Genomic DNA, 20,767 nt, shown 5'->3' with positions numbered 1-20,767 from the left:
GTAAAGATGTCCCAACCGATTCGTTTCTTCTACCAGGGGCGCGTGCAGGAAGTCGATTCCGCCGCCCCCACCCGCACCCTGCTGCAGCACCTGCGGGAGGACCTGCACTGCACCGGCACCAAGGAGGGCTGCGCCGAAGGCGACTGCGGCGCCTGCACCGTCGTCGTCGGCTCGCTGGTGGACGGTGAACTGGAACTGCGCAACGTCAATTCGTGCATCCAGTTCCTGCCCACGCTGGACGGCAAGGCGGTCTTCACGGTGGAAGACCTGAAACAGCCCGATGGCGGCCTGCATCCCGTGCAGGAAGCCCTGGTGGAATGCCACGGCTCGCAATGCGGCTTCTGCACGCCCGGCTTCGCCATGTCCTTGTGGAGTCTGTACCTGAAGCAGGAGGGCAGCAGCCAGCCACCGTGCCGCAAGACGATCGACGAGACATTGTCCGGTAACCTGTGCCGCTGCACCGGTTACCGCCCCATTATCGACGCCGCCGCCCGCATGGGCGAGCTGCCGGCGGTCGGCTTCGACCGCGCCGCACTGAAAAGCACCCTGCAAGGCCTGCAACGAGACAGCATGTTCAGCTACACCCACGACGGACAGACTTTCCACGCCCCGCGCACGCTGGCTGAAATGACGGCCCTGCGCGCCGCCAAGCCGGCCGCCACCATCCTGGCCGGCTCCACCGACGTCGGCCTGTGGGTCACCAAGCAGATGCGCAACCTGGGCGACGTGATCTACACGCGCCAGGTGCAGGAGCTGCACCGCATCGCCACCGTGGACGGCAAGCTGGAAATCGGCGCCGCCGTCTCGCTGGACGACGCCTACCGCGCCGTCCTCGCGCTGTACCCGAACGACTCGCTGCACGAGCTGTGGCAGCGTTTCGCCTCGCAGCCGATCCGCAGCACCGGCACCCTGGGCGGCAGCGTCGCCAACGGTTCGCCGATCGGCGATTCGGCGCCGTGGATGATCGTGCTAGGCGCCGAGATCGTGCTGCGCTCGGACAAGGGCCAGCGCGTCCTGCTGCTGCAGGACTTCTACCTCGACTACATGAAGAAGGACTGGCAGCCGGGCGAGTTCGTGGAGGCGGTGCGCATCCCGGCGCCGAAAACCGGCCAGCAATTCCGCACCTACAAGCTGGCCAAGCGCTACGACCAGGACATTTCCGCCGTCTGCGCCGCGTTCGCCATCGAGCTCGAAGGCGGCGTGGTGCGCAACGCCCACATCGCCTACGGCGGCATGGCAGCCACCTCGCGCCGCGCGCCGCAGGCGGAAGCCGCCATCAATGGCCAGCCGTGGAACGAAGCCACCCTGCGCGCCGGCATGGATGCCCTGGCGCGCGACTACACGCCGCTGAGCGATATGCGCGCCTCCGCCAACTACCGTATGCGCACCGCGCAGAACCTGCTGCGCCGCTTCTGGCTGGAGACCCGTCCGCAAGACGCGCTGCCGAACACCTACGTCAACGCTTACGCATTCAAGGAAGGAGCCGCTGCATGAACAGCAAGTCCGAACCGTTCATGACCATCGGCGCCGCCAAAGGCTGGGCCGAAGTCGGCCAAAGCCACCCGCATGAATCGGCCATCCTGCACGTGCTGGGCGAAGCGGTCTACACCGACGACATCCCCGAGGCGCAAGGCACGCTGCACGCCGCGCTCGGCCTGTCGACCAAGGCGCACGCACGCATCGTTTCGCTCAATTTCGACGCCGTGCGCGCCATGCCGGGCGTGGTGGCCGTCTTCACCTACCAGGACATACCGGGCACCAACGACTGCGGTCCGATCATCCACGACGACCCTATCCTGGCCGAACAAAAGGTCGAGTACGTCGGCCAGCCGATCTTTATCGTGGTAGCCGACACCCACGATAACGCGCGCCGTGCGGCGCGCAAGGCCGACGTCCAGTACGAGGAGCTGCCCGCCATCCTCACGCCGCAGGCGGCGCGCGACGCCGAGTCCTTCGTGGTGCCGCCGATGCGCCTGACGCGCGGCGACGCGCAGGCGGCCTTCGAGCGTTCGCCGAACATCCTGAAAGGCACCCTGCATGTGGGCGGCCAGGAGCAGTTCTACCTGGAAGGGCAGATCTCCTACGCCGTGCCGAAGGAAGGCAACGGCATGCACGTTTACTGCTCCACCCAGCATCCGACCGAAATGCAGCATGTGGTAGCGCATGCCCTGCACTACCCATCGCACGCGGTGGTGGTGGAATGCCGCCGCATGGGCGGCGGCTTTGGCGGCAAGGAGTCGCAGTCCGCACTGTGGGCCGCCTGCGCCGCCGTCAGCGCCGCCCGCCTGAAGCGCCCCGTCAAGCTGCGCGCCGACCGCGACGACGACATGATGGTGACCGGCAAACGCCACTGCTTCTACTACGAGTACGAGATCGGCTACGACGACCGGGGGCAGATTACCGCCGCCAAAGTGCAGATGGTGACGCGCGCCGGCTTCTCGGCCGACCTGTCGGCGCCGGTCGCCACGCGCGCCATCTGCCACTTCGACAATACCTACTACCTGTCGGACTGCGACATCCGCGCCATGGCGGGCAAGACCAACACCCAGTCCAACACCGCCTTCCGCGGCTTCGGCGGTCCGCAGGGCGCCATCGCCATCGAATACATCGTCGACGAAATCGCGCGCAACCTGGGCAAGGATGCGCTGGACGTGCGCAAGGTCAACTTCTATGGCCGCAACGACGAGGAAGGCCGCAACGTCACGCAGTACGGCCAGAAGGTGGTGGACAATGTGATCCACGACCTGGTGGCGCAACTGGAGGACGATTCCGCCTACCGCGCCCGCCGCGACGCCGTGCGCGCCTTCAACGCAGCCAGCCCGGTGCTGAAAAAGGGCCTGGCGCTGACGCCGGTCAAGTTCGGTATCGCCTTCAACGTCACCCACTTCAACCAGGCCGGCGCGCTGGTGCACATCTACACCGACGGCTCGGTGCTGGTGAACCACGGCGGCACCGAAATGGGCCAGGGCATCAATACCAAGGTGTGCCAGGTGGTGGCGCATGAACTGGGCATCCCGCTGTCGCGCGTGCGCGCCTCCGCCACCGACACCAGCAAGGTCGCCAACACCTCCGCCACCGCCGCTTCCACCGGCGCGGACCTGAACGGCAAAGCCGCGCAGGACGCCGCCGCCACGCTGCGCCAGCGCCTGGTGGAATTCGCCGCGCGCTCGTTCGGCGTCGCCTCGTCCGAGGTGGTGCTGGCCAACGGCACCGTGTTCGCTGGCGAAACCGTGCTGCCTTTCGCCGACCTGGTGCAAAAGGCCTACCTGGCGCGCGTCCAGCTCTGGTCGGATGGCTTCTACGCCACCCCGGGCCTGAGCTGGGACCGCGAAACCATGAGCGGCAACCCCTTCGGCTATTACGCCTACGGCGCCTCGGTGTCGGAAGTGATCGTCGATACCCTGACCGGCGAATGGAAGCTGCTGCAGGCCGACTGTCTGTACGACGCCGGCAATTCGCTCAACCCGGCCATCGATGTCGGCCAGGTGGAAGGCGCCTTCATCCAGGGCATGGGCTGGCTGACGACGGAAGAACTGTGGTGGAACGGCCAGGGCAAGCTGATGACCCACGCGCCGTCGACCTACAAGATCCCCGCCGTGTCGGACTGCCCTGACAACTTCAACGTACGCCTGTTCAGGAACCGCAACGCCTTCGACAGCATCCACCGCTCCAAGGCGGTCGGCGAACCGCCGCTGCTGCTGCCGTTCTCGGTCTTCCTGGCCATCCGCGACGCCATCGCCTCGGTCGGCGACTACCGCGTCAACCCGCCGCTGCGCGCGCCCGCCACCGGCGAAGCGATCCTGGATGCGGTGGACGCGGTGCGCGCGCTGGCATGACCCGGGCGCGCCGCCTCGCGGCGGAAGCCCTCGGCACGGCCCTGCTGCTGGCCATGGTGGTGGGTTCCGCCATCATGGCCGGGCGCCTGGCCGGCGGCAATGCCGCGCTCGCCCTGCTGGCCAACGCCCTCGCCTCCGGCGCCGGCCTGCTGGCATTGCTGCTGGCGTTTGGCGACATTTCCGGCGCCCACCTCAACCCGGCCGTCACCCTGTCGGCGGCGTGGCGCGGAACAATGGCATGGCGCGAGGCCGCCGCCTACACCGCCGCGCAGACCTGCGGCGCCTTCGCCGGTGTGGCGGCAGCCCACCTGATGTTCGGCGCGCCGGCCTTCGCCAGCGCCACCCTGGCGCGCACTGGCGGCAGTCTATGGTGGAGCGAATTCGTCGCCACTTTCGGCCTGCTGGCAGTGGGCATGGGCTGCGCGCACAAGCGGCCCGCCCTGGCGCCGTTCGCCGTCGCAGCCTACATTGTTGCCGGTTACTGGTTCACTGCCTCGTCTTCGTTCGCCAACCCCGCGCTGACGCTGGCGCGGGCGGCGACGGACAGCGTGGCCGGCATCCGCCTGGGCGACGTCACCGGCTATATCGCCGCCCAGCTGCTGGGCGCATTGGCAGCCACCGCCTTTTTCGGGTGGCTGCATCGCCCGGCAGCTACATCAGCCGCGCTGGCGCCACGCGATCAGTTCTGCGATGGTCAGGATCGGCATGCCGTGTAGCGCGGCGAACTGTTCGATCGCTTCGCCGCGCATCATCGTTCCGTCGGGGTTCATCAGCTCGCACAGCACGGCGTAAGGCGCCAGGCCGGCCAGGCGCGCCAGGTCGACCGAGCCTTCGGTGTGGCCGGCGCGCTCCAGCACGCCGCCTGGCGCTGCGCGCAGCGGGAACACATGGCCGGGACGCACCACGTCCTCCGGGCGTGCGTTGGGCGCGGTGGCGGCGCGGATGGTGGTGACGCGGTCGGCGGCGGAAACGCCGGTCGTCACGCCCTCGCGCGCTTCGATGGATACCGTGAACGGGGTGCCGTATTTGCTGCCGTTCTCGGAAGCCATGGGCGCCAGCTCCAGTTCGCGCACCTTGTCGGCGGTCAGGCACAGGCAGACAATGCCGCTGCATTCGCGGATCATCAGGGCCATGGTTTCGACGGTGAGGCGGTCGGTGGCGACGATCAGGTCCGCTTCGTTCTCGCGGTCGAAGTCGTCGAGCAGGATGACGGGAACGCCGGCGCGCATGGCTTCCAGCGCGGCGTGGATACGGGATGCTACAGGGGTTGCAGGGGACAACATAGGAAACGCTCCTCGCTAAAAGTTAACGAAAAACGCTCCAGGGCAAGCGAATAGGCGCAGCCACCCGTGCCGTGGGAACGGACAGGCGGTCGGCGTACAGCGCACATCTTCTTTCATCCGGACTATACCGTCGGCCCTGGAGTCACACCAGGTCTGCTGACCCTGCCCTTACTGCCAGGCAGGCGCTCGCGGGCTTGAACGTTGCCGTTCTTACCGCCGGTGGGGAATTGCACCCCGCCCCGAAGACGTATTTGATTTGCCCGCTTTGGTGCGGGCGGGGGATTTTAACCTAAACCCGGGAAACCGGGGTCTGACCCAAGGGTCAGACCCCGTCAGATCAACCGCAGCTGGTGTTGGTTTAGGGACGTTGATGTTCGTCGAAGATCAAAAGCGCACAACCGTGCCAGCAACTGCAAAACCGTTGGGGGTCTGACCCTTGGGTCAGACCCCGCCCTACCGGGTTTTACCCAACCGTACCAATAATGGAAACCTCACGGTTCTCCGGCACCTCGTTATACGACAGCACATGCAGCCCCGGCGCGAACAGGCGTGCATAGCGCGCCAGCAGCGGCCGGATCTGTGGCAGCACCAGCAGCAAAGGCGGCGTCGCCTGCTGCTTCATCTGCTCGCGCGCCACCGGCATATTCACCTGCAGCTGCGCCAGCAGATGCGGATCGATCGGATAATTATCCAGCACCACTTTGCCGCTCTGGCGCGCCTGGTTCAGCGAGCCAAGCAGCATATTCTCCAGCTCCCCGCCCAGGTTAAAGGCCAGCATTTCCGTCTTCTGCCCGAACAGGCTGGACACGATCTGGCGCCGCAACGCGCAGCGCACCTCCGCCGCCAGCAGGATCGGGTCCTTGGTCGTCTCCGAGGAATCCAGCAAGGTCGTCGCAATCGGCACGATATCCTTCAGCGACACGTTCTCCTGCAGCAGCACGCGGAACACGCGCAGCAGCTGGGTGTGCGTCAGCGCCTTGTCCAGCGCCCCAGCCAGCTTCGGCGACAAGGCCGTCAAGCGCTCCATCAGCGCCGCCACATCCTCGTGGCGGAACAGCTCGGGCAGGTACTCGCGCACCAGTTTCGAAACATGGGTCGCAATCGCGCTCGGCGCCTCCACCACCTGGTAGCCCAGGCCCAGCGCATGTGCCTTGTCCTTGGCCTCGATCCAGGTCACCGGCATGCCGTAGGCCGGCTCCACGCCGGGAATGCCGTCGACCTGGCCGTACACGGTGGGCGAAGGGATCGCCATCAGCCGGTCGGCAAACACCTCGGCCTGCGCGATGCTCGAACCGCCCAGGATCACCGCATACTGCGTCGGCTTCAGCGCCAGGTCGTCGCGCACATAAATCTGCGGCAGCACCATGCCCATCGACTCCGACAGGCTTTGCCGCACGCCGCGCAGGCGCTTGGTCAGCACTTCGCCGTGCGCCTTGTCGATCAGGCCCACCAGCTTATAGCCCAGCGATACCTGCAGCGGCTGCACCACGGGCAGCGACTGCCATTCCAGTTCCGGCACCTTCTCTTCGCGCAGCGCCGCTTCGATGGCGGCCAGGTTGCTGTCCGCCACCGGCGCCGCCTGCCGCTCCCGCAGGCGGTAGGCCACATAACCCAGCACCGCCGCAAAGGTCAGGAACATAGCCCACGGCATGCCCGGCACCAGGCCGAGCACCACCATCACCGCCGTCGCGCTGAACAGCACATTCGGCGATGCCAGCAGCTGCTGGCCGACCTGCGCTTCAAAGTCGCTGGCGTCGGAATCGGAAATACGGGTCACGATGATCGCCGCCGCAGCCGACAGCAGCAGCGCCGGGATCTGGGCCACCAGGCCGTCACCGATGGTCAGCAGTGCAAACTGCTTGAACGCGTCGCCAAAGCTCATGTCCTGCATCAGGGTACCGATGGCGACACCGCCGACGATATTGATGATCAGGATCAGGATCGAGGCAATGGCGTCGCCGCGCACGAACTTGGCGGCACCGTCCATGGCGCCGTAGAAGTCCGCTTCGGTCGCCACTTCTTTGCGCCGCGCGGTGGCCTTTTCCTGGTTGATCAGGCCCGCATTCAGGTCGGCGTCGATCGCCATCTGCTTGCCCGGCAAGGCATCCAGGGTAAAGCGCGCGGACACTTCGGAAATACGTTCCGCGCCCTTGGTCACCACGGCGAAGTTAATGATCATCAGGATCACGAACACCACCAGGCCGACCACGAAGTTGCCGCCGATGACCACCTGGCCGAAGGCCTCGATCACGCGGCCGGCGGCATGCGTGCCTTCATGGCCGTGCAGCAGCACCACGCGGGTGGAGGCCACGTTCAGCGTCAGGCGCATCAGGGTGGTGGCCAGGATCACCGTCGGGAACACCGAGAAGTCCAGCGGCCGCTTGGCGTTCACGCTGACCAGGATGACGATCAGGGCCAGGATGATGTTGAAAGTGAACAGGACGTCCAGCAGGATCGGCGGCAAGGGCAGGATAATCATCGCCAGGATCGCCAGCAGGAACGCCGGCGTGGCGATCTTGTGGCGACCCGCTTCCGCGAACAGAGCCTTCAGGAAATTCATGTCGTTGCTGCCTCACTCATGGATGTTGGAACTGGTACCTGCGCTGCTTCCAGCGGATTGGGCTGCGACGGCCGGCGCCCTTCACGGAACGCCTTCAGCTGCAGCACGTAATGCAGGACCATGGACACCGCCTGGTACAACTGCACGGGAATCTGCTGGTTGACCTGGCTCGTATTGTAAATGGCGCGCGCCAAAGGTGGCAGGGATAAAACATCGACGCCGTTTTCCTGCGCCAGCTTGCGGATGTAAAGCGCCATCTCGTCCACACCCTTGGCCAGCACGAACGGCGCCTCGGCGCGCTTGTCGTCGTATTTCAGCGCCACCGCGTAGTGCTCCGGGTTGACGATCACCACGTCCGCGCCGGGCACAACCTTGCGCGCCGCCCGCTCGGCCAGGGCGCGCTGCAGCTGGCGGATGCGCTGGCGCACTTCCGGCCGGCCTTCCTGCGTCTTGTATTCTTCCTTCAGCTCCTGCTTGGTCATCTTCTGCTGCTCGGCGTAGAAGTAGGCCTGGGCCGGCACGTCGATGATGGCGAAGATGATGAACACGGCCACCATGGCCATCACGCCGTCCAGCATCAGGCTGGCGCCGTTCAGCATGGCTTCGTTCAGGGCCAGGCCCTGCAGGCGGGTGTACTCATTGATCGTGGTGGTGCCGATGTGGACCAGCACCCAGCACAGGACGGCCGCCTTGCCGATCGACACCGCCAGCTCAAAGGCGTGGCGTTTGGTGAACAGGCGTCCCAGGTTGGTGACCGGGTTGAAACGTTCGAGTTTGGGCTCGATGTTCTTTGCGCTCATGACCCAGCCGCCCGGCACCATGGCGCCCAGCACGATAAACAGCGGCACCACGAACAGCGGCAGCACCATCTTCACCAGCAGCAGCGAGGAACTGAGCCACACCGTGCTCATCACGTTGTCGATGGCGCCCTCGCCTTCCAGCGGCGCAAACGCCTGGTGGAAGATCTCGCGGAAGTCGACCAGGTAGGACGGCAGCATATACACAAACAGTTTGAGCGAGACCAGGATGCCGATGGCCGTCGCCAGGTCGCGCGAACGCACCACCTGGCCTTCCTGGCGCGACTTGCGCAGCTTCTGTTGTGAAGCCTTCTCTGACTTGTCGCCGCTGCTGTCGTCAGCCATGGGGCACCATCTGTTGCTGGATCATGTCGAGCACGCGGTTCGACATGCGGATGTAATGCTGCGGGATGAAGCGCACCACCTGGCCCAGCATCAGCAGGCCGAAGATGGTAATCACCGAAAAACCCAGCGCGAACAGGTTCAGCGTGGGCGCCACGCGGTTCAGGAAGCCGAAGCCGATCTGCACCACCAGGGCGGAAAACACCACCGGGATCGCCAGCAGCATGGCCGCCGAGAAAATCCAGGCCACATTCCACGCCACCGTCTGCAGCAGCAGCGGATGGAAGCCGCCGCCCAGCGGCCAGGCCTTGAAACTTTGCCCGATCACGCCGGCCAGCACCAGGTGGCCGTCGATCGAGAAAAAGACCACGATGGCCAGCATGGTCAGCATGGCCGACACCACGTCGGACATGGTGCCGTTGGTGGGGTCGTTCATCACCGCCATGGAAAAGCCGACCTGGCTCGAGATCAGGTAGCCGAGCAAGGCGATCACCGACATCGAAAAATGGAAGGCCAGCCCGATCACGAAGCCGATCACCGCCTGCTCAATGGTCACCGCCACGCCCTGGATCGAAAGCGGGTCGATGCCCGGCGCCACCTGCCCCTGCGTCAGCGGCAGCAGCACGATGGCCAGCACCAGCGACACCAGGATGCGCACCGTGACCGGCACCAGCATCTCGCCCAGCACCGGCGCCGCGCTCAGCATGGCCATGCAGCGCACGAAGGGCCACCAGATGGCGGTCAGCCAGACCAGGAGGTTTGCCAGGACCTGTTCCATGGCTTCGCTATCCCACCAGTGTTGCCGCGCGCTGGAAAATGGAGACGCAATAATCCATCAGGTAGCCGGACATCCAGCGCCCCGTCAGGATGATCGCCAGCAGGGTCACCAGCAGGCGCGGCAAAAAGCTCAGCGTCTGCTCGTTGATCTGGGTGGCGGCCTGCACCAGCGCCACCAGCAGGCCCGCCACCAGCCCTGGCACCACCAGCACCATGACCAGGATCATTACGATATGCAGGGCCTCGACCACCAGGTCAACGGCCACGTCAGGGGTCAACATCTAATAGGCCTGTATGCTCGTGACGAGCGTGTTGACAGTCAATGTCCAGCCATCCACCAGCACGAACAGCAGCAGCTTGAACGGCAGCGAAATCACCAGCGGCGACAGCATCATCATACCCATCGCCATCAGCACCGACGATACCACCAGGTCGATGATCAGGAAGGGAATGAACAGCAGGCAGCCGATCTGGAAGGCGGTCTTCAGTTCCGACAGCACGAAGGCGGCCAGCTTCACGGTAAAGCTGTGTTCAGTCGGGTTGCTGACGTTCGCTTCGCCCGCCAGGCCGGCGATCTGCTTCAGCGACGCCTTGCTGGTTTGCGCCAGCATGAACTTCGTAATCGGTTTTTCAGCAATCTTCAGCGCTTCCTGCAAGCCGATCTTGTCCTGGTCGTAGGGCACGAAGGCGTCGCGCCACACGGTGTCGCCGACCGGGCGCATGACCAGCAGGGTCAGGATCAGGGCCACGCCGGTGATGATGCGGTTGGGCAGGCCCTGCTGCAGGCCCAGGGCCGAGCGCAGCAGCGCGAGCACGATGACGAAACGGGTAAAGCAAGTCATCATCATGACCATGATGGGCAACAGGCCCAGCAGGGTCATGATGATCAGGATCTGCATCTTGACCGAGAGCTCGGTCTTGGCGCCGGGCACTACCCCGGCCAGCAAATCCTGCGCCCACGCGGGCGCGCAGGCACACAGCAGCACTGCCCCGGCCGCCAGGCCGGGCACCAGGCGGCGCAAGGTCATGGCGCCATCATGTCGAGGTTCAAACCGTCCAGATCAATGACCTTCAGGCCGTAGTTTTCGCCGGCCACCACCACCTCGGCGCGGCCGATGGCGGTGCCGTTGACCTTGATGGTCAGCGGCTCGCCGGCCAGCATGTCCAGTTCCACCACGCTGTCCGGGCCGATCTGCATCAGGTCCTGCAGCGACAGGCGGGCCGAGCCCACTTCCAGCGTCAGGGTGACCGGGATCTTGCGCATCATGGCCGGCAGGTCGCGCCGGCCGCTGGCGCGCGGGGCTGGCACGTCGGCCAGATCCTGCGACACCTGGTCGATGATCATTTCCTCCGACATGTCGTCCAGCAGCGTGTCGGTGGTCCCGTTCGGGTTCACATTCATCATATTCATTCGATATCTTCAAAAGAGGTTAAGCAGAGTTTGCCCTTGTGCTCTGTTACCGCAGCTGTAAACAGGCGGGAGTCTTCGAGCATGACGTCTGCCCTGTGCAGGCTGATGGGAATCACATCGCCCACACGCAGGTCGAACAGCGCGCCCAGCGTGGTTTCCTTGGAAACCAGCCGGCCGTTCAGGCCAACCTGGAGCCGCGCCGCCAGCGGCCCTGGATTCTTATTGCTCTTTTTACTGGTATCGCGCTCGGGCAGCAAGCCGTGCAGCACATTGCCCATCACTTGCTTGTCGAGTGCAAACCAGGCCTTGCCCTGCAGGTCGCCGTCGCTCAGGCTGACGGTGACGATCCAGCTGCCCTTGCCCGGCTGGGTTGCCGTGCCGGGTTTGATGCCTTCTTCGTCGCCGGCGTCACGGCTGCCGGCGGGCAGGTTGCTTTCAATGCGCGCGGCCAGCGTGCCGGCCAACTGTTGCCCCAGCACCACGGCCAGCCGCTCTTCGGTCGCCGTCACGCGCACGGCCTGTTCATCGACGGCCGGGTCGGCCACAGCCGTACTGCTGCTGGCGGCGGCGGGCCGGGCGGCCCGGCCGTAACGGAAATTCAATACACTGAGCAGGATTTTGCGCTCGAGCGCAAAGGCGATCTGGCCGGCCGGCGTGGCAAAGCCGAGCCAGCGCTGGCGCGCTTCACTGCCGTCCAGCCGGCTGAAGGCGACGTCGTCGACCTGGAACGTGCCCCAGTAGCGGCGATGCACATTCAGGCGCATGGCCTGGGCCAGGTCCTCGCGCAGTTGCGCAGCAAACACAGGCAGCCGGTGTACCGGCCGTCCCAGCAAGCAAGGGTCAAGAACTTCGTAATGCACAGTGCTTTGTGTGGTATTCATGGTTGGCCATCCATCTGCATCACATCGTATCGCAAAGTAATCCGCTCAGGATGATCTCGGAAGCGTAGAATAACCGAAATCCCTCAGTATTGCCATGAATCAAGTAACTCGCAGGCCAAAAACACTTTACAGAAAAGTTGCCAGCGGGTAAGCTAAATTAGTGCAAGTTTCACAGATAAACTTCTAACAATCGGCGCTTAATGCATGATTTATAAGAAGTTTTACAAATTGTAAGCGGTTGTTACGAGCGTGAAATCGGGTTACTATGACTCATACCACGCGGCATCATTTAACAATTCGGGCGCTTTATCCTTAAGCCAAGCCTGATGAACTAATGGTAACGATGTGCAAGCAGTGGCGCAACCAAACTGAGGTGTTAAATGGCAAATGAATTCGCAAGTTTGATCAAGGCCGACCTGGCAGCGCTCAATAATGCGGCCGCCGACCTGGCCCAGCACGCTAGCGCTATCGCCCCCGCCGCCAACTTTGCCGGCCAGCCGCCCGGCAATACCTTCTCCTTCGCCCAGTCCATGCAGGACGCCATTGCCGGCGTCAATGCGCAGGACGTCGATGCCGGCCAGAAGATGGCCGACGTCGATGCCGGCCGCAGCGACGACCTGGTCGGCGCCATGCTGGCCAGCCAGGAAGCGAGCCTGTCGTTCCAGATGCTGATGCAGGTACGCAACAAAGTGATGGGCGCAGTCGATGAATTGATCAAGCTTCCGCTGTAAGCTGCACCTATCTCCGCTTCTTTCTCGAAAGACCAGACGTGATTGCAAACATCAAGTCCGCCATCGGACGCTGGCGCGGTGCTGCGGCGCCAACCGTGCCGCCCGCCGTTCTGAAGAACCTGTATCCCTTGCTGCTGCTGGCCATCGGCCTGACGGCCCTGGTGCTGATGGTCCTGTGGAAGGACCAGAGCGGTTACAAGCCGGTCTTTGGCCAGCGCGAGAAAGTCGCCACGGCCGACATGATGAACGTGCTCGATGCGGAAAAGATTTCCTACCGCATCCATCCGGAGACCGGCCAGGTGCTGGTGCCGGAGGGTAAGCTCGGCCAGGTGCGCATGATGCTGGCGGCCAAGGGCGTGACCGCCCAGCTGCCGGCCGGCCTGGAACTGATGGACAAGAACGACCCGCTCGGCGTGTCGCAGTTCGTGCAGGACGTGCGCTTCCGCCGCGGCCTGGAAGGCGAGCTGGCGCAGTCGATCATGACGCTGGACGCGATCTCGCACGCGCGCGTGCACCTGTCGATCGCCAAGTCGACCTCCTTCGTTGCCAGCGATGGCGAGAAGTCCTCGGCCTCGGTGGTGGTGGCCACCAAGCCCGGCCGCACCCTGGCGCCGGAACATATCGCCGCCATCGTCAACATGGTGTCGGGCAGCGTCGCCTCGCTCAGCCCGGCGCGCGTCAGCCTGGTCGACCAGTCCGGCAACCTGCTGTCCTCGCACGTCGACCTGAGCGAGCCGTTCGACGCCTCCACCGCCACCAACGAGAACGCCAAGCGCGCGCAGGATGAAATCCGCGGCAACATCAAAGGCATGCTGGGCCCGATCGTCGGCGACAGCAATTTCCGCGTCAGCGTGACGGCCGAAGTCGACAACGACAAGGTCGAAGAGACCGTCGAGAAGTACGGCGCCGATCCGAAAGTCACCAGCGAAGCCATGCGCGAGGAACAGGACCGCAACCGCATCGCCATGGGCGTGCCGGGCACCCTGTCCAACCGCCCGCCGCAACAGCAGGCCGCCGATGCCGCCGCCGCTGGCGGCGCGCCGGGCCAGGCGCCCAACGAAGGCACGGCGCGCAAGAACGCCACCACGCGCCAGTACGCCTACGACCGCAGCATCACCCAGACCAAAAAGGCGCGCGGCCGCCTGGTGCGCCAGAACGTGGCCGTGGTGCTGGCGCATGCGGCGGCGCCCTTCCCCAAAACCGGCTGGACCGCCGCCGAAATCGCCAACATCGACAAGGTGCTGCGCAACGGCCTTGGCATCAACGAGGAGCGCGGCGACAAGCTGGTGGTGAGCGCCATGAACTTCCCGGCCAAGGCGGCCGAGGTGCCATGGTGGCAGGAACGCGACACCGTGGTCGATTCGGCCAACTGGCTGGGCTACGCGCTGGCCCTGCTGCTGGGCTACCTGCTGCTGGCGCGTCCGCTGCTGCGCCTGCTGACCGCGCGCTTCGCGCCGCCGGCGCCGGCCGCCAAGCCGGCCCTGGCGGGCGCCGCCCGCGCCGGCCAGGCCGAAGCGACGCCGATCCCGGGCACCGCCACCGCGGTGCCGGGTGCGGCCGCCACCCCGGCCGCCCTGGCCTCGCCGGAAGCGCCCGCCGCTGCCGCCGCCAAGGCCGGCACCCCGGGCGCGCTCGATGCGAGCCAGATGCCGGTGGTGCCGCTGCTGGAAAACTACGATTTGCCGCCTGCCGGTTCGCCGGTGGACGTGATGGTCGATCACTTGAAGATCCTGGCCGAGAAAGAGCCGGAGCGCGTAGCCGAAGTCGTCAAACAATGGATGCAGAAAAATGGCCGACACCAACAATAACCTGGACCAGGAAAACGAGCACAGCCTGACCCCGGTCGAGCAAGCCGCCATCGTGCTGCTGTCGATCGGCGAGGAGCCGGCCGCCGCCGTGCTGCGCTGCCTGTCGCGCGAGGAACTGCTGGAAGTGACGCAAGTGATGTCGCGCATGAGCGGCATCAAGGTGGAAGCGGTGAAGACCGCCATGCAGACCTTCTTCGACGACTACCGCCAGCAGTCCGGCGTGCATGGCGCCTCGCGCTCCTTCCTCAAGCGCTCGCTCGACCTGGCGCTGGGCGGCGATATCGCGAACACCGTGCTGAACAGCATTTACGGCGACGAGCTGCGGCCGAAAATGGCGCGCCTGCAGTGGGCCTCGCCGAAATGGCTGGCCGACTTCATCGCCAACGAGCACGTGCAGATGCAGGCCGTGTTCCTGGCCTTTCTGCCGCCGGCCCTGGCTGGCCAGATCCTCGACGCGCTGCCGCTCGAAGGGCGCGACCTGGTGCTGCTGAACATGGCACGCCTGGACGAGATCGACCGCGACCTGCTGCTGGAGCTGGAAGAGCTGGTCAACCGCTGCCTGTCCTCGTTTGATTCGCAGTCGACCAGCGTGGAAGGCGTGCGCCAGGTGGCCGAGATCCTGAACCGCCTGCCGGGCAACCGCGCCCAGATCGTCGAGCTGCTGCGCGCGCACGACCCGGAGGTGGTAGCGCAGATCGAGATGTCGATGTACGACTTCCTCATCCTGTCGACCCAGACCGAAGTCACCCTCACCCGCATCATCGAGGAAGTGCCGCTCGAGCAGTGGGCCATCGCGCTCAAGGGCGCCGAACAGGCTATCCGCGACGCGGTGCTGAAGACCATGCCGAAGCGCCAGGCGCAGGCGTTCGAGGACATGATGCGGCGCGCCGGCCCGGTGCCGATGTCGCGCATCGAGGCCACGCGCCAGGAAATCATGGCCACCGTCAAGGCGCTGGCCGACGCCGGCGAAGTCGAAGTGCAGCTGTTCGCGGAAACGGTGGTCGAGTGATGAAACAATTCCGCCCTTACCGTTTCCCGCCGCTGCAGCAGTACGTGCACCAGCACGGCCACAACGGCCAGCGCGGCCCCGGCGCCGGCCAGATGGCCGACGCCGCCCAGTGGCAAGCCTCGGTCAGCGAAGGCTTCGAGCAGGGCCAGCGCGACGGTTATGAAATCGGCCTGCAGCGCGGCCAGGAAGACGGCTTCGAAGCGGGCCGCCAGCAAGGCATCGAACTGGGCCGCGAGGAAGGCCGGCAGGAAACCCTGGTCGGCTTCGACCACCTGGCGCGCCCGGTGGACGGCATGCTGAAGTCGCTGAAAAAACTGCGCGCCGACTACCGCGCCGCGCAGCGCAAGGAAGTGGTCGACCTGGTGGCGAAAGTGGCGCGCAATGTGATCCGCGCCGAGCTGGCCCTGCAGCCGGTGCAGATCATGGCCCTGGTCGATGAAACGCTGGCCTCGATGCCGCCCACGCGCGATGAAATCGACGTCTACCTCAACCCGGAGGAAGTCAAGCGCATCATGGAAGTCGACCCCAAGCGCGCCAAGCGCTGGAACCTGATCGGCGACGCCCGCCTCGACGTCGGCGAATGCCGGATTCGTGCCGGCGACAACGAAGTCGATGCCGGCTGCCACCAGCGTCTTGCTGCTGTCATGGAACAGGTCGATAATCAGTTGCAGGCCGCCGATGGCGGCGACGACGCTGAGAGCGAAGAATGATTGCAGACGCACTGCGCAAGCTGGAACTCGACGACGTTCCGCTGGCCACCCCGACCGGGCGGCTGGTGGGCGCGTCCGGCCTGCTGCTGGAAGCGGCCGGCTGTAAATTGCATACCGGCCAACGTTGCCAGATCGAGACCGTGGATGGCGACTGGCTCGACGCGCAGGTGGTCGGCTTCCGCGAAAAACTGTCCTTCCTGATGCCGTTCAAGAAAGCCATCGGCCTGACCACCGGCGCCCGCGTGCTGCCTTCGCCGGACAAGGTCAGCCTGCAGATCGGCAAAAGCTGGCTGGGCCGCATGGTCAACGGCCTGGGCGAGCCGATCGACGGCCTGGGCAAGCTGGAAGGCGAGCACCCGCTCGAATCGCAGCCGCCGCGCATCAACCCGCTGAAGAAGAAGCCGGTCACCGAGGCGCTCGACGTCGGCGTGCGTGCCATTAACAGCATGCTGACCCTGGGCAAAGGCCAGCGCGTCGGCCTGATGGCCGGTTCCGGCGTCGGCAAGTCCGTGCTGCTGGGCCTGATCACGCGCCAGACCGTGGCCGACGTGGTGGTGGTGGGCCTGATCGGCGAACGCTCGCGCGAGGTGCGCGAATTCGTCGAAATGTCGCTCGGCCCGGAAGGCTTGCGCAAGGCCGTGCTGGTGATCGCCCCGGCCGACGAATCGCCGCTGATGCGCATCATGGCCACCGAGCTGTGCCATTCGATCGCGGCCCATTACCGCGACCAGGGCAAAAATGTGCTGCTGCTGGTCGACTCGCTGACGCGCTACGCCATGGCGCTGCGCGAAGTGGCGCTGGCCCTGGGCGAGCCGCCGGCCACCAAGGGCTACCCGCCGTCGGTATTCTCCAACCTGCCGCAGCTGGTCGAATCGGCCGGCAACGGCGAAAACCCCTACGGCAGCATGAGTGCCATCTACACCGTGCTGGCCGAGGGCGACGACCAGCAGGACCCGGTGGTCGACACCGCGCGCGCCATCCTGGACGGCCACATCGTGCTCACGCGCGAGCTGGCCGAACGCGGCCATTACCCGGCCATCAATATTGCCGCGTCGATCAGCCGCTGCATGAACCACGTCATCACGCGCGAGCACATGCTGGCCGCCCGCGCCCTGAAGGCCTCCATGGCGCGCCACGAGCGCGTGCGCGACCTGATCCCGCTTGGCGCCTACGTGCCGGGCGCCGACCCGGTCACGGACAAGGCAGTCAACCTGCATCCGCATATCGAAGAATTCCTGTGCCAGGGGACCAAGGAAGCGGCCCCCTATGCCGCCTGCGTCGAACAACTTGAAAGGCTGATGGCATCATGAACAACCAGCACACCATCCGCAACCTGTCGACCCTGGTCGAGTTGCGCAGCAATGAAGTGGAGAAGCTGCAGTCGGAAGTGGCGGCCAAGGAAAGCCTGCGCGAGCGCCACCAGAAGACGCTCGACAAGCTCACCCAGCTGTACGAGAGCAGCGGCGCCTCCGGCCGGCTGCCGATGGCGCTCGCCCTCAACTGCGGCGACTACAAGCAGGGCGTGATGGCGATGGCGGCCAGCCAGAAGGTCAACCTGTCCATGCACGAAGCCGACATGGCGGTGTCGCAGCGCGCCCTGACCGCCGCCTACGTCAAGCGCGAAGTGCTGGGCCAGGTGCTGGAAAAGCACCAGCATGCCGCCGTCACCGCCCAGCGCTCGCAAGAACGCAAGCAGCATGACGAATTGGCAACGCAACTGTGGTACCGCGGGCATAAATGAGGATTCGGACGGAATATTTCATGAAGTCACTACTTTGGTCGCCTGATACCTTGGTACACTTCATTTAAATTTCCTCGGAGCACGAGAAAATGGCAACTACCGCACCAACTTTTGATCCCAAGAGCACCGCTACCAACCTGGCGCAGCTCTATGTGGAAGGGCGTCAGAAAATCCTGACCACCCAATCCAACAATGCCAGCGCCATCGCGTCGGCATTGAGCAAGCTCAGCACCGCGATGAGCACCTTCCGCGGCACCCTGTCCTCGCTCAGCGGCCAGAGCTCGATCCTTGCCAACAAGGCAAGCTTCAGCGCGGAAGTCGGCAGCGCCACCGCCAGCGCCTCGGCCGCGCCGGGCAACTACCAGTTCTATGTCGAGCAGCTGGCCACCGCCGGCCAGGTGTCGTACAACGGCATCAGCAACACCGCCGCCGCCACCGCCGGCAACATGATCGTCACCCTGGCCGACGGCAGCAACTTCACCGTGACCCTGGCCAGCGCCGACAAGAACCTGGACGGCACCCTGACCGCCAAGGAAATCGCCGCCGCCATCAATGTCGAAGCCAACAACAACGCGCGCGTTACCGCCTCCACCATGACGGTGGCCGGCCAGACCCGCCTGGTGCTGACCTCGACCCAGACCGGCGCCGACAATGGCGTGGTCGGCATCGACACCAGCCAGATCACCGACCCCGGCCTGGCCAACGAGCTCGGCATGGCCAACCAGACCGTGCTGCAGGCGGCCAAGGACGCCATCGTCTGGATCGGCGCCCAGGGCGGCGACCCGGCCAACAAGCTGCAGCAGGCCAGCAACACCTTCAACGTGATCGACGGCGTGTCGATGACCTTCACCAAGGCCCAGGCGCCGCTGGAGAACCCGGTCACGCTGACCGTGGGCCGCGACGACACGGCCACCGCCACCAATGTGCAGAACTTTGTCGACAGCTGGAACAAGCTGCTGGCCGTGTTCAAGGAAGTATCGGCCGCCGGCGACCCGGCCAGCGGCAAGGCGGCCGGCATTTACGCCAACGACGCCGGCCTGTCCGCCCTCAAGACGCGCATGCAGGAAATGCTGCGCACCGAAGTGGGCGGCAGCAGCCTGGTGGCCTACGGCATCTCGGCCCAGCGCGACGGCACCCTGGCGCTCGACAAGAGTCGCCTCGGCAAAGCCCTGGCCGCCGACCCGGATGGGCTGAACGCGATCTTCGGCAAGACCGGCGCCAACGCCACCGGCGTGCTGGGCGGCCTGGACAGCCTGGTCAACAGCTGGACCAAGGCCGGCACCGGCCAGCTGGCCACGCGCAAGGACAGCAACACGCGCCTGCAAGCGACCCTGGCCACCCGCCAGGCCGCGCTGGAGACCCAATACGACAACGCCTACAAGCGTTACCTGGCGCAGTTCACGCAACTGCAAAGCCTGCAATCGCAGATGAGCGGCACGACGAGCATGTTCGACGCGCTGTTCAGCAAATCAGACTCCTGAAAGCATTAAGCAATGAACCAAGACGCCTACGGCAGCTACCACAGCACCAACCTTGAAGCGCAGACGGCCCGCGCCACGCCAGTCGAACTGGTGCTGGTGCTGACCGACGGCCTGCTGGAAGAGCTGGCGCGCGCCCGCGGCCATATCGTGGGCAAGCGCTATGAACAGAAGGCGCTCAGCCTCGATAAGTGCACGCAGATCATCAACGGCCTGGCCAGCTCGCTCGACTTCGAGCAGGGCGGCGAGGTGGTGGCCAACCTGGGCAAGCTGTACGACTATTGCGCCGCCCGCCTGTACCGGGCCGGGGTGGAGATGGACCCTGCCGTGATCGACGAGGTGGTGGGCTTGCTGACCACCATCCGCGCCGGCTGGCAGGGAGTGCAAGAAAAGCATGGATAGGCATCGCACGCTGCTGCACCTGGGGCAGCAGCTGAGCGCCGCCACCGCCGCCGGGGACTGGGCAGCGCTGGCGGCGATTAACACTTTGATGGGCTCCACCCTGCCGCAGCTGGCGGCGCAGGGCAAGTGGAACCCGGCCGAGCGCGCCGCGCTGGCCGCGCTGCGGGAGCTGCACCTGGCGGCCGTGGCCAAGGTCGATGGCGCCGCCGCCGAGCTGGGCCAGCATATGCACGATTTGACGAACAACAGGGAGGGCTGGCTTGCATATGCCCTCGACAGCGACAACGCACCAACCGGAACACAAGCATGATCAATTTGCCTGCGGCACCCGCCGTCCCCGCCCCTAACGCCGCCGCTGGCGGCGCCGACGCCAGCCTGCTGCCGGCCCCGGCCGCCAATGCCGGCGCCGACGCGGGCCTGGCCGGCGCCTTGCTGGAAGGCGCCGCCGCGCTTGCCCCGGCGCCGTTCGCCGCCCTGCTGGACGCCATGGCCGGCGCCATCGCGCCCGCCGACGAGGACAGCACGGCCAGCCAGCCGGGCGCCGAGGCCGCCGCCGGCACCTCGGCCGCCGCGGCGCAAGCCGTCGCCACCATGCTGCCCGCCATGGACGGCCTGGCCCTGGCCGCCCTGGCCCCAAGCACGGGCAGCAGCGGCGGCACGCCCGGCGCCACCCCTGACAGCGTGGCGGCCGTGGCCGCCGCCCTGACCGCACCGGCCAGCGGCGCCGCCGCTGCCGACCATGCCGCCCTGCTGCGCCAGCAGGCGCAAGCCAATGCCCTGGCCAGCCCAGCCGCCGCCACCGTTGCCGCCCAGGCCCTGGCGGCCGAATCGGCGCGCGCCGTCAATGCCCAGGCCGATGCGGCCCGCATCGCCACCGCCCAGGCCGAAGCCCTGGCCGCGCGCGAAGCCAGCCTGCTCGACCCGCGCGCCGCCGTGCTGGCTGCCGCCGTGCGTCCGGCCGCCGCGCCCGCCCCAGCCGCGGCGCCCGCGCCAGCCGCCCG

Annotated in this window: 20 protein-coding genes, 1 pseudogene and 1 riboswitch; of the genes and pseudogenes, 13 read left to right on the top strand and 8 right to left on the bottom strand. The window is 65.9% G+C overall.

Annotated elements, in window-relative coordinates; translation table 11 throughout:
- Positions 1 to 6 precede the first annotated feature (6 nt).
- Genes xdhA through ACE3TQ_RS10455 form a run of 3 tightly spaced genes read left to right on the top strand, consistent with a single transcriptional unit; the run spans position 7 to position 4,552 of the window.
- Positions 7 to 1,494 carry a xanthine dehydrogenase small subunit gene (xdhA, locus tag ACE3TQ_RS10465; RefSeq protein ID WP_374582078.1) on the top strand — a complete coding sequence of 496 codons (1,488 nt, stop codon included), beginning with the start codon at positions 7 to 9 and terminating at the stop codon, positions 1,492 to 1,494.
- Positions 1,491 to 3,836, top strand: coding sequence for a xanthine dehydrogenase molybdopterin binding subunit (xdhB, locus tag ACE3TQ_RS10460; RefSeq protein WP_374582077.1), 2,346 nt, complete (start codon positions 1,491 to 1,493; stop codon positions 3,834 to 3,836). Before xdhA ends, xdhB begins: the two co-directional genes overlap by 4 nt.
- The gene (locus ACE3TQ_RS10455) at positions 3,833 to 4,552 is read left to right on the top strand and encodes an aquaporin (protein ID WP_374582076.1); all 720 of its coding nucleotides are present in this window, start codon (positions 3,833 to 3,835) and stop codon (positions 4,550 to 4,552) included. The genes xdhB and ACE3TQ_RS10455 overlap by 4 nt, the downstream gene beginning before the upstream one ends.
- Here the strand turns inward: ACE3TQ_RS10455 and ribB are convergent.
- From ribB to ACE3TQ_RS10415, 8 genes are all read right to left on the bottom strand, one after another.
- On the bottom strand, positions 4,493 to 5,119 hold the full coding sequence (gene ribB, locus ACE3TQ_RS10450; RefSeq protein WP_374582075.1) for a 3,4-dihydroxy-2-butanone-4-phosphate synthase: 627 nt from the start codon (positions 5,117 to 5,119) through the stop codon (positions 4,493 to 4,495). The two genes, ACE3TQ_RS10455 and ribB, sit on opposite strands and share 60 nt — an antisense overlap.
- Before the next feature lie 101 nt (positions 5,120 to 5,220).
- Positions 5,221 to 5,370: riboswitch (FMN riboswitch) on the bottom strand.
- A 212-nt stretch (positions 5,371 to 5,582) separates the two neighbouring features.
- Positions 5,583 to 7,679 (bottom strand): flagellar biosynthesis protein FlhA, encoded by a 2,097-nt coding sequence (locus ACE3TQ_RS10445; RefSeq protein ID WP_374582074.1) that lies wholly within the window; start codon positions 7,677 to 7,679, stop codon positions 5,583 to 5,585.
- Positions 7,676 to 8,821 (bottom strand): flagellar type III secretion system protein FlhB, encoded by a 1,146-nt coding sequence (flhB, locus tag ACE3TQ_RS10440; RefSeq protein WP_374582073.1) that lies wholly within the window; start codon positions 8,819 to 8,821, stop codon positions 7,676 to 7,678. Before flhB ends, ACE3TQ_RS10445 begins: the two co-directional genes overlap by 4 nt.
- The gene (locus tag ACE3TQ_RS10435) at positions 8,814 to 9,596 is read right to left on the bottom strand and encodes a flagellar biosynthetic protein FliR (protein ID WP_374582072.1); all 783 of its coding nucleotides are present in this window, start codon (positions 9,594 to 9,596) and stop codon (positions 8,814 to 8,816) included. Before ACE3TQ_RS10435 ends, flhB begins: the two co-directional genes overlap by 8 nt.
- A 7-nt stretch (positions 9,597 to 9,603) precedes the next feature.
- A complete protein-coding gene (gene fliQ, locus ACE3TQ_RS10430; protein ID WP_028101175.1) occupies positions 9,604 to 9,876 on the bottom strand; it encodes a flagellar biosynthesis protein FliQ in 273 nt (90 codons plus the stop codon).
- Entirely contained in the window at positions 9,877 to 10,623 is a 747-nt protein-coding gene (gene fliP, locus ACE3TQ_RS10425; RefSeq protein WP_374582071.1) for a flagellar type III secretion system pore protein FliP, read from the bottom strand.
- A complete protein-coding gene (locus tag ACE3TQ_RS10420; RefSeq protein ID WP_374582137.1) occupies positions 10,620 to 11,000 on the bottom strand; it encodes a FliM/FliN family flagellar motor switch protein in 381 nt (126 codons plus the stop codon). The genes fliP and ACE3TQ_RS10420 overlap by 4 nt, the downstream gene beginning before the upstream one ends.
- A 2-nt stretch (positions 11,001 to 11,002) precedes the next feature.
- Positions 11,003 to 11,887, bottom strand: coding sequence for a FliM/FliN family flagellar motor switch protein (locus tag ACE3TQ_RS10415; protein WP_374582069.1), 885 nt, complete (start codon positions 11,885 to 11,887; stop codon positions 11,003 to 11,005).
- A gap of 380 nt (positions 11,888 to 12,267) precedes the next feature.
- On the opposite strand from ACE3TQ_RS10415, the gene ACE3TQ_RS10410 reads away from it, so the two are divergent.
- The 10 genes and pseudogenes from ACE3TQ_RS10410 to ACE3TQ_RS10365 form a co-directional block, all read left to right on the top strand.
- Positions 12,268 to 12,618 carry a flagellar hook-basal body complex protein FliE gene (locus ACE3TQ_RS10410; protein ID WP_374582068.1) on the top strand — a complete coding sequence of 117 codons (351 nt, stop codon included), beginning with the start codon at positions 12,268 to 12,270 and terminating at the stop codon, positions 12,616 to 12,618.
- Positions 12,619 to 12,656: 38 nt separating this feature from the next.
- On the top strand, positions 12,657 to 14,426 hold the full coding sequence (fliF, locus tag ACE3TQ_RS10405) for a flagellar basal-body MS-ring/collar protein FliF (protein WP_374582067.1): 1,770 nt from the start codon (positions 12,657 to 12,659) through the stop codon (positions 14,424 to 14,426).
- Complete coding sequence (locus ACE3TQ_RS10400) at positions 14,407 to 15,435, top strand: flagellar motor switch protein FliG (RefSeq protein ID WP_374582066.1); 1,029 nt, start codon at positions 14,407 to 14,409, stop codon at positions 15,433 to 15,435. The genes fliF and ACE3TQ_RS10400 overlap by 20 nt, the downstream gene beginning before the upstream one ends.
- On the top strand, positions 15,435 to 16,145 hold the full coding sequence (fliH, locus tag ACE3TQ_RS10395) for a flagellar assembly protein FliH (protein ID WP_374582065.1): 711 nt from the start codon (positions 15,435 to 15,437) through the stop codon (positions 16,143 to 16,145). The genes ACE3TQ_RS10400 and fliH overlap by 1 nt, the downstream gene beginning before the upstream one ends.
- On the top strand, positions 16,142 to 17,455 hold the full coding sequence (gene fliI / locus ACE3TQ_RS10390) for a flagellar protein export ATPase FliI (protein WP_374582064.1): 1,314 nt from the start codon (positions 16,142 to 16,144) through the stop codon (positions 17,453 to 17,455). The genes fliH and fliI overlap by 4 nt, the downstream gene beginning before the upstream one ends.
- Positions 17,452 to 17,886 (top strand): flagellar FliJ family protein, encoded by a 435-nt coding sequence (locus tag ACE3TQ_RS10385; protein WP_374582063.1) that lies wholly within the window; start codon positions 17,452 to 17,454, stop codon positions 17,884 to 17,886. The genes fliI and ACE3TQ_RS10385 overlap by 4 nt, the downstream gene beginning before the upstream one ends.
- An 89-nt stretch (positions 17,887 to 17,975) precedes the next feature.
- Positions 17,976 to 19,367 (top strand): flagellar filament capping protein FliD, encoded by a 1,392-nt coding sequence (gene fliD / locus ACE3TQ_RS10380; protein WP_374582061.1) that lies wholly within the window; start codon positions 17,976 to 17,978, stop codon positions 19,365 to 19,367.
- Between the two features lie 12 nt (positions 19,368 to 19,379).
- Positions 19,380 to 19,766: a flagellar export chaperone FliS gene (gene fliS, locus ACE3TQ_RS10375; RefSeq protein ID WP_374582060.1), complete on the top strand. Its 387-nt coding sequence runs from the start codon at positions 19,380 to 19,382 to the stop codon at positions 19,764 to 19,766.
- Positions 19,759 to 20,076 (top strand): hypothetical protein, encoded by a 318-nt coding sequence (locus ACE3TQ_RS10370; RefSeq protein WP_374582059.1) that lies wholly within the window; start codon positions 19,759 to 19,761, stop codon positions 20,074 to 20,076. Before fliS ends, ACE3TQ_RS10370 begins: the two co-directional genes overlap by 8 nt.
- Positions 20,073 to 20,767 (top strand): annotated as a pseudogene (locus tag ACE3TQ_RS10365) (hypothetical protein); the annotation flags it as partial. The gene ACE3TQ_RS10370 and the pseudogene ACE3TQ_RS10365, both read left to right, overlap by 4 nt.

Source organism: Pseudoduganella sp. (assembly GCF_041914865.1).
Taxonomy (GTDB): Bacteria; Pseudomonadota; Gammaproteobacteria; order Burkholderiales; family Burkholderiaceae_D; genus Rugamonas.
Note: the sequence above shows the minus strand (reverse complement) of the source record. Positions and strands in the feature narration are given on the sequence as shown.